General features: G+C 41.7%; 9 protein-coding genes. 2 read left to right on the plus strand and 7 right to left on the minus strand.

Translation table 11 applies throughout. From position 1 onward, the window contains the following. Positions 1-97: 97 nt before the first annotated feature. Genes RTX25_RS14170 through gcvT form a run of 6 tightly spaced genes read right to left on the minus strand, consistent with a single transcriptional unit; the run spans position 98 to position 6,761 of the window. Positions 98-1,069 (minus strand): lipoate--protein ligase, encoded by a 972-nt coding sequence (locus RTX25_RS14170; protein WP_312654563.1) that lies wholly within the window; start codon positions 1,067-1,069, stop codon positions 98-100. Continuing rightward, positions 1,069-2,454 carry a dihydrolipoyl dehydrogenase gene (gene lpdA, locus RTX25_RS14175; protein ID WP_312654564.1) on the minus strand — a complete coding sequence of 462 codons (1,386 nt, stop codon included), beginning with the start codon at positions 2,452-2,454 and terminating at the stop codon, positions 1,069-1,071. The genes RTX25_RS14170 and lpdA overlap by 1 nt, the downstream gene beginning before the upstream one ends. A gap of 2 nt (positions 2,455-2,456) precedes the next feature. Then, positions 2,457-3,914, minus strand: a complete 1,458-nt coding sequence (gcvPB, locus tag RTX25_RS14180; protein ID WP_312654570.1) for an aminomethyl-transferring glycine dehydrogenase subunit GcvPB — start codon at positions 3,912-3,914, stop codon at positions 2,457-2,459. After that, positions 3,911-5,251, minus strand: a complete 1,341-nt coding sequence (gene gcvPA, locus RTX25_RS14185) for an aminomethyl-transferring glycine dehydrogenase subunit GcvPA (protein ID WP_312654565.1) — start codon at positions 5,249-5,251, stop codon at positions 3,911-3,913. Before gcvPA ends, gcvPB begins: the two co-directional genes overlap by 4 nt. 2 nt (positions 5,252-5,253) lie before the next feature. Beyond that, positions 5,254-5,640 (minus strand): glycine cleavage system protein GcvH, encoded by a 387-nt coding sequence (gene gcvH, locus RTX25_RS14190; protein WP_312654566.1) that lies wholly within the window; start codon positions 5,638-5,640, stop codon positions 5,254-5,256. 38 nt (positions 5,641-5,678) lie between these two features. Further along, positions 5,679-6,761 carry a glycine cleavage system aminomethyltransferase GcvT gene (gcvT, locus tag RTX25_RS14195; RefSeq protein ID WP_397428563.1) on the minus strand — a complete coding sequence of 361 codons (1,083 nt, stop codon included), beginning with the start codon at positions 6,759-6,761 and terminating at the stop codon, positions 5,679-5,681. 585 nt (positions 6,762-7,346) lie between these two features. Between gcvT and RTX25_RS14200 the strand changes: the two genes are divergently transcribed. Together RTX25_RS14200 and RTX25_RS14205 are read left to right on the plus strand one after the other, a co-directional pair. Then, entirely contained in the window at positions 7,347-9,029 is a 1,683-nt protein-coding gene (locus RTX25_RS14200) for a 2-oxoacid:acceptor oxidoreductase subunit alpha (RefSeq protein ID WP_312654568.1), read from the plus strand. Continuing rightward, the gene (locus RTX25_RS14205; protein ID WP_312654569.1) at positions 9,026-9,883 is read left to right on the plus strand and encodes a thiamine pyrophosphate-dependent enzyme; all 858 of its coding nucleotides are present in this window, start codon (positions 9,026-9,028) and stop codon (positions 9,881-9,883) included. The genes RTX25_RS14200 and RTX25_RS14205 overlap by 4 nt, the downstream gene beginning before the upstream one ends. A 117-nt stretch (positions 9,884-10,000) precedes the next feature. On the opposite strand, the gene RTX25_RS14210 is transcribed toward RTX25_RS14205, so the two are convergent. Continuing rightward, positions 10,001-10,546: a GNAT family N-acetyltransferase gene (locus tag RTX25_RS14210; protein WP_312654571.1), complete on the minus strand. Its 546-nt coding sequence runs from the start codon at positions 10,544-10,546 to the stop codon at positions 10,001-10,003. Between the last annotated feature and the right edge of the window lie 188 nt (positions 10,547-10,734).

Below are 10,734 nucleotides of genomic sequence, written 5' to 3' on the forward strand. Positions count from 1 at the left end.
CTACGCCCCTTGTGGACTTTCACCACAGTCAGACGGCATGCCCGTCATACTTAAACAAGGGTTTAAGCCTACAAGCTTAAACCCTGTTTTTTATATTCTACAAAAGAAGTGATATCAGATCCTCTTTGGAAATATTGACCATATAATCGTTTATGTCGACTTCTTTCAGTGCCTCAAGGATACTTTCTTCATTGTGGCTTACCCCTGTAAGAGCTGTTTCAAGCTCTGAAACATCCTTAGTGCCAAAAAAGTCACCGTAAATTCTGATTTTATCAATTATCCCTTTTCTGATTTCCAGTGTCGCTTCAAGGGTACCTCCAAGGAATCGTCCTTCTCTAGTCATTGAAAATTTAGGACTTTGTCCGAAGTTCCATTCCCATTGGGAATATTTTTCTTCTCTCAGCTTCTGAATTTCTTCAATCTCCCGAGGTGTAAAAGTCGTGACCTGATCCATACCACCTGCAACAGAATTCATCACTCTATTTCTGAATGTGAGGACATCCATCTGTTCTTCCAGATGTTCACTGATATTCGTAATTCTAGATGCTACGGACTTGACACTCTTTCCTGTAAATTTGATATCTCTTGGTTTCAATGCTCCTGATATATCAGCTTTAACTGATGAAAAGAGTAATGTTCCATGATGCATGACCCTGTCCCGATGTTTGCACTGTGCCGTTCCAGAGAACTTCTTCCCGTCTATTGTCATATCATTTCTTCCTGAGAATTCAGCATTGACACCCATTTCATTGAGCGCTTTTGTTATCGGTTCACAGAAACCTCTGAAATCGTTAAAATTCTTCTTGCTGTTTTCAATAAACGTGTAGTTGATGTTGCCCAGGTCGTGATACACGGCCCCTCCCCCGGTCTGTCTTCGAACGACTTTGATTTCTTTTTCCCTGACATAATCCACATTGATTTCAGATAATGCATTCTGATTTTTGCCTACGATAATCGCATTATCATTTCTCCAGAGATAAAAGATATCCTCATCTGTGTGTTTGAGCAGATATTCTTCTGATGCAAGATTAAAGTATGCATCAGTGTTTTCGCTGATTATATATCTCATTATGATCTCCTTGGCTGAACCATATGAACCGCTTCACCCTTAAGCCCCATAACACTTTCAAAGAAAGCTTCAGCGAGTGTAGGATGTGCATGAATCACACTCTTCATATCATCTGCTGTCATGCCTTTCTCGCAGGCTAGAAGGCCTTCGTGGATGAGATCTGATGCATGCGCGCCCATGATGTGGACACCAATGATCTTATGGTTAAGATCCGAGATTACTTTAACCAGACCTTCACCTTCACCCATGGAAAGCGCCTTGCCATTTGCACCAAGTAAAAACTTGCTTGTATGATATTCTAAATTCTCAGCTTTCAGCTGTTCTTCCGTATAGCCTACACTGGCAATTTCGGGGAATACAAATACACACCCTGGAACAAACTTCCCTATTACAGGATGTTCTCCAGCTATATGTTCAGCCACATATTCTCCCTGGGCCGATGCGGCATGGGCAAGAAGCCATTTCCCGTTGACATCGCCGATCGCGTAAATTCCATCAATATTTGTCATGAAGTGTCCATTAACGATGATTCCTGTTCTGCCTGTTTCAATTCCGACTTCTTCCAGTCCAAGATTTTTCACATTTGCTCTTCTTCCTGTAGAAATCAGAACCTGGTCTCCCGACACTTCAAGACTTCCTTTTTTGCCATCCATGAGCACTTTAAGTTTGTCGCCGTCTTTTACAATCTCTTTTACCATAACGGACGTCATGACTTCAATGTTTTTCTTCTTTAGAAGAGGTTTCAGTCTTTTTACGATTTCTCCATCAATCCCCGGTAAAATACCAGGCAGAGCTTCCAGTACGGTGACCTTGGTACCAAAACTCGCAAAGATTCCTGCAAATTCCATACCGATGACGCCACCGCCCACGATGACAAGCTCTTCAGGAATTTCCTTGAAATCCAAAAGTTCTGTACTCGTCACAACACCTTCATTTTCGACACCTTTAATCGGTGGAATAAAGGACGAGGAACCTGTTGCAATAATCAGTCTGTCGAAATGAAGAGTCTCTCCATTTACCATAACTGAATTTTTTCCGGTTATCCTGGCTTCTCCGAAGATCACTTCAACACCAGCAGATGAAAGTAGCTTTTCAATTCCGGATACAAGCGTATTCACAACCACATTCTTTCTTTCTCTGATCTTATCGGCATTGGGTCTTACTGTTCCTTCAAAATCAATTCCATAACTTTCAAGCTTGTTTGCCTGATTGAATACTTCAGCACTCTTATATAGCGCTTTGGTCGGAATACATCCCACATTGAGACATACTCCACCTACTTTGTTTTTTTCTATGAGTGTAGTCTGAAAACCCATGTTATTCAGACGGATGGCGGCTACATAGCCGCCAGGTCCTCCGCCTATTATAATCACTTTTTCTGTCATACTTACTCCTTTGTCCAGTGAAGAATCAGCTGTCTTGCAGCAAGAGCTTCATCCAGTCTTCTGACAGGTGTATCATGTGGTGCATCCTTAAGAAGCTCAGGATTTTCTTTTGCTTCTTCTGCAATCTGCTTCATCACTTCAATATAGGCATCCAGAGTTTCCTTGCTTTCCGTTTCGGTAGGTTCCACCATAAGTGCCCCTTCAACGATCAGCGGGAAATACATTGTTGGTGGATGGTATCCGTAATCGATGATTCTCTTTGCAACATCTAATGTAGATACCTTATCGGTCCTGGTTTTCAGTCCAGCGAATACCACTTCATGCATGCAGGTTTCATCAACTGCTACCTTATAGTGATTCTTGAGACTTTCCTTCATATAGTTGGCATTAAGCACAGCATTTGTCGATGCAGCTTTTAATCCATCTGAACCCATGGAAAGCATATATACATAGGCTCTTAAGACTACACCGAAGTTGCCGAAATAGTTCTTCACCTTTCCTATGGTATGTTCCACACTGTAATCCAGGAAGTATCTTCCATTATCGACGTTGACAACTGGAACCGGCAGATATTCTTTCAGACTTGACTTACACGCAACAGGGCCTGATCCTGGTCCTCCTCCGCCGTGAGGTGTGGAGAATGTCTTATGCAGATTATAATGCAGAACGTCGAAGCCCATATCTCCTGGCCTTACTATGCCCATAATGGCATTCATGTTTGCACCATCATAGTATAATAATCCTCCTGCCTCATGGACAAGATCTGCAATTTCTTTGATATGTTTCTCGAAAAGCCCTAAAGTTGAAGGATTTGTAAGCATGAGACCCGCAATCTCATCATTAAGAACGCCCTTAAGCGCTTCTATATCCACTGAACCATCTTTGTTTGATGGTACTTCAACCACATCAAAGCCGGCCACTGCAACAGATGCAGGGTTGGTTCCATGTGCTGAATCAGGAACGATGATCTTGTTTCTCTTTGTATCATTTCTCATCTGATGGTATTTCTTGATGAGCATTAACCCTACGAGTTCACCATGAGCGCCTGCTGCCGGCTGAAGAGTGACTGCATCCATACCGGAAATCTCTTTGATGTTCTCCTGTACGGTATACATTACCTCAAGCGCTCCCTGAACTGAGTCTTCAGGCTGGAAAGGATGAAGTCTTGCAAACTTCGGATTAGCTGCCACATCTTCGTTGATTTTAGGATTATATTTCATCGTACAGGATCCTAAAGGATAGAAACCTGAATCTATGGAGTAATTCTTCTTCGATAATAAGGTATAGTGCCTGACTACTTCCAGCTCACTTACCTCAGGAAAGTCAAGGTCTTCCTCTCTAAGATAATCTGCACTGATATAATCTGCGATATTCATATCTTTTAAGGTATCTTCAGGGAGAGCATAAGACTTTCTGCCTGGTCTGGATAGTTCAAAGATCAATTTTTCATAAGCCATTATATCTCCTCCATGATCTGAACAAATTTCTCGATTTCTTCCATTGTTCTGTTTTCGGTAACCGCAATCAGCATGGAATCTCCAAGAGCTTCATTCACTTTCTTCAGGTTGAATCCGCCTAATATCCCTTTTTCTCTTAACGCCTCGTTGATTTCATCTACAGATTTTTCACACTTTACTGCAAACTCCTTAAAGAAAGGCTGATCAAACAAAGGTCTATATTTTCCGCTCTTTGTCAGTTTTTCGAAAGTGTAATGTGCTTTCTTGAAGGACTGCATGGCAACTTCCTTCATTCCCTGCTTACCTAATGTAGCCATGTAGACTGCCGCCGTAATAGAATTCAGAGTCTGGTCCGAACAGATATTTGAAGTCGCTTTGTACCTTCTGATATGCTGCTCTCTTGCCTGAAGGGTAAGAACGAATGCTCTTTTTCCTTCTCTGTCCAATGTCTGTCCTACAATTCTACCAGGCATTTTTCTCATAAGCTTGCTTGTCGCAGCCATAAAACCAAGTACCGGTCCGCCATAATTCAGATTCTGACCCAGCGCCTGACCTTCACCCACAACGATGTCCACTTTTAGTTCACCCGGGCTCTTTAATACGCCAAGTGCGATCGGATCAACGCTCATGATGAGAAGTGACTTGTTCTCGTGGATCATCTCTTCCATTTCTTTTATATTTTCAATGACTCCATAAAAGTTCGGATATTGCAGAATGACACCTGCTGTCTCAGCGCCCAGTTTACTTTTCAGATTCTCTACATCTGTAACGCCGTCTTTTTCTTCAACAAACTCTATATCCACATCTCTGAAACTGAGATAAGTCTCAAGAACCGCCTGATATTCAGGATTTACTGTCTTCGATACCAGAACCTTTTTTCTCTTGGTATGAACGGATGCAAGGATGGCACCTTCAGATGCTGATGTAGCAGCATCATACATGGAGACATTAGAAACTTCCATGCCAGTAAGTGTGCACATCATGCTCTGATACTCGAAAACGCTCTGAAGTGTACCTTGACTGATTTCAGGCTGATATGGTGTATAAGCGGTGTAGAATTCTGAACGGGATACTACATGTCTTATGACTGAGGGTATGTAGTGGTCATAGGAACCTGCTCCCAGGAAACAGACCAGTTCATCGATACTGCTGTTCTTTGCTGCGAGGCTGTTCACGATTCCCCGGACCTCTATTTCAGATTTTGATTTCGGCAGGTTAAGCTCATTTTTCAGCCTAAGATTTGCCGGAATGGTCTTAAATAAATCTTCGGTGGTTTCTAGTCCGATGACATCAAGCATTTCCTTGACATCTTCACTGGTGTTAGGCAGGTATGGATGCATGTTTACTCCTCCTCAGAAATGAATGCTTCGTAATCCTCTTTCCCCATTAAATCATCCAGTTCACTCTTATCTTTAAGCTGAACGACGACAAGATGGTTGTCATATGGTGCATCATTGATCAGTTCAGGACTGTCTTCAAGTTCTTCATTAATTTCCAGAACTTCACCTGATACAGGCATGATGATGTCGGATGCCGCTTTAACCGATTCTACAACTCCAAGATTCTCATCCATTTCTATTTCATCTCCAACTGATGGAAGCTCGACATATACAATTGAACCCAGTGAATGCTGCGCATAATCAGTGATACCGATGTATGCTTTATCCTCTTCTACTCTTACCCATTCATGATCCTTTGTGTAAAATAACCCTTCTAATACTGTTGACATTTTGCTATCTCCTTTTTATATATATTTTTATCTGTTTATTATTTAGCTAGGAACTTCCGGTTTCTTACGGTTGCACCTGACATCTTGTTTCTGATTTCAATTTCGATTTCTGAACCGACTTTCGAATGTTCAACATCCACCATCGCCAGCCCAATAATTTCGCCGACCGTTGGGGACTTGTATCCTGTGGTAACAAAACCGATTTCTTTACCGTCTTTGAAAACCTTGTATCCATGTCTTGGAATTTTCTTGTCTTTCATTGTGAATCCGACTATTTTTCTTGAGACGCCTTCTACCTTCTGCCTGGCGAGAACATCCTTGCCGATGAAGTTTTCCTTATCCACCTTAACAAAGAATCCGTAACCAGCTTCGATAGGTGTCCAGTCGTCGCTGAGTTCATTTCCATATAGCGGAAGATTCGCTTCAAACCTTAAAGTGTCTCTGGCTCCAAGCCCAATCGGAAGAGCTCCATCCTCAATGAGATTTGTATATAGTTTGACTACTTCATCATTGGAGAGGTAGATTTCGAAACCGTCTTCTCCTGTGTATCCTGTTCTTGAAACCATACAGCTGATTCCATCGATCAGAACATCTCTTCTTGCGAAGAAGAATTTGATTTCGGATAAATCTGTATCAGTATGTCCCTGTAGAACAGATTCTGCATTTGGTCCCTGAATAGCCAGCTGAGCAGTTTCATTCGAAACATTTTCAATATCGACTTCATACTCGCCCTTATTCTCCAGTACCCATTCATAGTCTTTATCGGTATTGGAAGCATTGACGACAAGAAGAATATCTTCTTCATTGAATCGGTATACCAGAATGTCATCCACTACTCCACCATCTTCTCTGCAGAGATAGGTGTACAGGACCTGATTATCCACAAGCTTTTCAAGATCATTAGTGATGAGATAATTGACGAATTTTAAAGCATCTTTCCCCTTAACTGTTATCTCACCCATGTGTGAAACATCAAAAAGTCCGACATTATTCCTAACTGCCTCATGTTCTTTGAGAATTCCTTCGAATTCGACTGGCATGAACCAGCCAGCAAAATCAACAGTTTTCCCATCATATTTCTGGTACTCATCCGCTAAAGCTGTTCTTTTTAAATTACTCAACTTTAAACCTCCTAACAACATATTAGTCTACACTACTATAATACGCACTTTTAAGAAGTTATTCAATAATCATTGTGTAATAGTTTACAGGATTGCAAAGTAGTAAATTTAACAAATATGTAGATTAACATAACAGTTTATCACTTTTATGCGATTCTGTTACTCTATTCTAATTAATCTGAAAACATCTGATCTGTATTATAATCAACTAAAACAGTTATAAACAGCCATTAATCATGATGAGTTACAAGGAATAATTCCTTTTCTTAAGCGCTATAAATATTAGTACAGTACCTGTTTTCAGCTCTGCTCATATATGTGTAAATATCAGATGATAATTGAAGATTTCACACTGAATAATGATCTCGATTATAGATTATCCGGTCTCAGATAATCATGATAGAAATCTCTCAAAAAAGTGCGTTCATCAGGCGTTTTCTGTTCATATTTAAAGGTTTTCTTTTAACTCAACATGAACCTTGTTTCCAAATCATGTCCAAATGTTGAAACTTCCATGTATTGTCGGATATCGTATTTAGAGTTGTTATAATTGATGCATAATAATTTTAACGAGGTGAATGGATTATGAATTTTAACCTTCTAATTGGTGGAGCTGCAGGGCAAGGTATGGAAACCTTGAGCTTTACCTTATCAAAACTACTCCAGCGCAGAGGATATCATCTGTTTACGCTTCAGGATTATATGTCCAGAGTAAGAGGCGGACACAATTTTTTCCAGCTGCGTTTTTCTGAGGACCAGGTAAAAACCCATAGAGATGATCTGGATGGGATTATCGCCCTCAATCAGGAAACAGTGGATCTGCATATCGGAAGACTGAACCCCGACGGTTTCATCATCGCCGATGAGGACATCACATCCGACGACCCGAGACTGATCACCGTTCCTGCAAAAAGAATTGCAAAAGAAGTCGGTAACCCTAAAGTTCAGTCAAGTGTCATACTTGGTGCATTGATGAAGCTTTACGGTATGGATGTTCTTCATCTTGAAGATATCCTGGCAGACAAGTTCAACGACCAGGTACTTCAGCAGAACGTGGAAGCGTTCAATAAAGGCCATGAACTGGTCGAAGCCCGATTCGAAGAACCCGTACTGAAAAATGAACCTACCATGATGGTCCAGGCGAATGAGAGTATCGCATTAGGTGCACTGGCTGCAGGACTAAAGTTCTACAGTGCCTATCCGATGACTCCTTCAACATCGATTATGAGCTATCTCGTGCGGAAGTCTAAAGTGACCAAGATGGTTGTTGAGCAGGCTGAAGATGAGATTGCGGCAATCAACATGGCCATCGGCGCTTCCTATGCAGGTGTAAGATCCATGACCGGTACATCCGGTGGAGGATATTCACTGATGGTTGAAGCTCTAGGTATGGCAGGAATTATGGAGACCCCTCTTGTCATTGCGGAAATCCAGAGACCAGGACCGGCAACAGGACTACCAACAAGAACTGAACAGAGCGATCTGAACTTTGTCATCAATTCTTCTCATGGAGAATTCCCAAGAATGGTCATCGCACTGAGACATCCTGAAGATGCATTCTACCAGACTGCACGTGCATTCAACCTGGCTGACAAATATCAGATACCAATCATCCTTCTAGGTGATCAGTACATGGCAGATGCCGTGAGAACAGTAACTCCTTTTGATGTTGATAAAGTGACTATAGAAAGACATCTGGCTGATGAAGAGATTTACAGGAACGGAAAAGAATACAAGCGTTTTGAGCTGACTGAGAACGGAATCTCACCAAGACTTATTCCTGGAAATGTACCGGGAACCATGGTGAACTCAGACAGTGACGAGCATGATGAAATGGGAAATATCACAGAAGCGGCAGATGTTAGAATCAGCATGGTGGAAAAAAGAGCCAAGAAGTTCGAACTCCTGAAAGAAGAGCTTATCGAGCCTGAATTTATGGGAGAGGAAGATCTTGATGTCCTCATTGTAGGATGGGGAAGTCTTCACAGCCAACTTTCTGAGGCTATCGAGCTTCTGAATGAATCCGGAGATAAGAAATTCGGAACACTGGTATTCGGAGATATCTGGCCGCTACCTGAGAAACGTCTGAGAGAGCTTTCAGGTAAAGCCAAGGTACTCATAAACGTTGAGCAGAACTTTAACGGCCAGCTGGCTGCACTCATCAGTCAGGTTACTGGAATAAGAGTTGATCACTCAGTTCTTAAGTATGATGGTCGACCTCTGTCAGCAACGGAAATCACAAACAAGGTTCTGGAGGTACTGAAATGATTAAGAAGAAAGAATTTGTAACATTTGAAACCGCATGGTGCCCAGGTTGCGGCGATTATGCCATTCTGGATGCACTGAAGGAAACTCTGCAGGAAATGGGAAAAGATCCCCATAAAGTACTCGTCGTCGGTGGAATCGGTCAAGCGGCCAAGACACCGCAGTACATCAATGCCAACGGATTCGAAAGTCTCCACGGCCGTGCGCTTCCCCCTGCAGCAGCAGCAAAGATTGTCAACCACAAAATGACAGTCATCATCGATACAGGTGACGGCGATTCCTATGGTGAAGGTGGTAATCACTTCATCCATAACATCAAGAGAAACGTAGACATGACCCATTTTGTTCATGACAATCAGATCTACGGACTCACTAAGGGTCAGTCCTCGCCTACTTCAGATATCGGCCATATCACCGACTTTACACCTGATGGTGTAACCTCGACTCCAATTAATCCTATGACCTCCGCGATTGCACTGGGATGCGGTTTTGTCGCCCGTGCCTTCAGTGGAGATAAGGAGCATCTGAAGAGCATCATGAAGGAAGCCATCAACTATAACGGATATGCTCTGGTTGATATTCTTCAACCATGTGTAACCTTCAATAAGATCAATACATTTGCGTGGTACAAGAAAAGAGTATATAACCTGGATGAGGATACTTCCTACAACCCAACTGACAAGATTCAGGCTTTTACTAAAGCACTGGAATGGGGAGAGAAGATTCCGACAGGAATAATCTACAGAGAAGACAAGAAGAGCTATACTGATTACATTCCTTTCCTTCAGGATGCACCACTTATCGAGCAGCCTGTTGAAACAGAAGTTATTAAAGGCTTCATGAAAGATTTCATGTAGCATATAATGAAGAAAGCCTTAAGCAAGAGTTACTCTGCTTAGGGCTTTATTTTCATTGAAATAATCCTTATTAGCGTGTCTTCGCGAAGGATTTCTTAAAATCGACCTGCTTCATGATTATAATGTGTCGGCAAATTTACGAGAAGCATAAAGAACATGTTCTCTTAGTGTACTGCCTTCAGATATATTGGGGTGCTCAAATTCTCTGATTTTAACCATTCCAATTTTATTCATCACGTTCTCAGATGAATAATTGATTTTTGATGTAAAGCTATATATTTCATCGAATTTCAATATCTCATGTCCATACTTAAGACAGGCTCTAGCACCTTCTGTAGCATACCCCTTCCCCCAAGCTTCAGATTTAAGTCGCCACCCTATTTCAATACACGGAGTGAATTCGGAAATGAAATTTGCCCAATGGAAGCCGATAAATCCGATGAATTCCTGATTGTGTTTTGTTTCAACCGCATAAAGCCCATATCCGAAACTTCTGAATTCAGCTTGTATGATGCTGTAAAATCTGTCAGTTTCCTCTTCAGTAAGCTTTTCGGCAAAATATCTCATCACTTTGTCATCGTCATTCATTATCCGAAAATCTGGGAGATCTTCCACTTTCCAGTCTCGAAATCTTAATCGCTGTGTTTCAAAGTACACCATCATAACCGTTGCCAAAACCTTATAAAACTCTATAAAGCATGTTTGATTCCCTGTTCATCATACTCCATTTGGCCTGGGCTACTCTGGTTTTTACAGTACTCCGAGGGCTTGCGTTCCCATACAACGAATGGTACATCTGGCGCAGTTCTTCTTCAGGAAGTCAAACCGCTTTTTTCATATCTCGAAAGATT

It is taken from the genome of Proteiniclasticum sp. (assembly GCF_032054185.1).
Lineage (GTDB): Bacteria > Bacillota > Clostridia > Clostridiales > Clostridiaceae > Proteiniclasticum.